Source organism: Hymenobacter defluvii, from assembly GCF_017589435.1.
Classification (GTDB): Bacteria; Bacteroidota; Bacteroidia; order Cytophagales; family Hymenobacteraceae; genus Hymenobacter; species Hymenobacter profundi.
On the sequence record NZ_JAGETX010000117.1, the window covers coordinates 1 to 503 of the forward strand.

At 49.5% G+C, this 503-nt stretch carries 1 protein-coding gene; it reads left to right on the top strand.

What is annotated here, in order from left to right:
- Positions 1-261 precede the first annotated feature (261 nt).
- The coding region (locus J4D97_RS23255; RefSeq protein ID WP_208309662.1) for a hypothetical protein at positions 262-503 on the top strand (242 nt) is incomplete at its 3' end.

Consider the following 503-nt stretch of genomic DNA (forward strand, 5'->3'; position numbering starts at 1 on the left):
GTTCTTGCGAAAGTACTTTTGGGAAGGTCCCGCTCAGCTATGGCACGGTAGTGTCGAATTTTTCGATAAAGTACTGCAAACTCTACTGGTTCCCCGCATTCTTTTGCTAGGGGTCCTGGGTCTGCTATGCTTGGTATCACTGTTAGGCTTACCTTTCGGGCCTCCCCCTCTCTTCTGGTTTGGGCTATTGGTCGGAACGGGTAGTGCCTTACTGCTCTCCTTGCCAGTACGTCTGTACAATCGTCAGGTAGCTCAGGCGATATGGCATTTGCCAATAGCTCTGGGTTCGATGGTGCTAGCGTTGCTGCAAATAAAGAAAGCAAAAACGTCTTTTCTGCCTACTACTCATTCCGCGTCTTCAATAGAAACAAAGCATTCGTAAAGCTCAGCTATGCCTTGGGAAATCATTTTTCTACCAGCGCTGCTCTGTCTTCTGCTTGGTATCAGGCGTGGCCAGCAAGCAGCTGGTATGAAGTAACCGGCTCCGCACACTCCTATGGAAC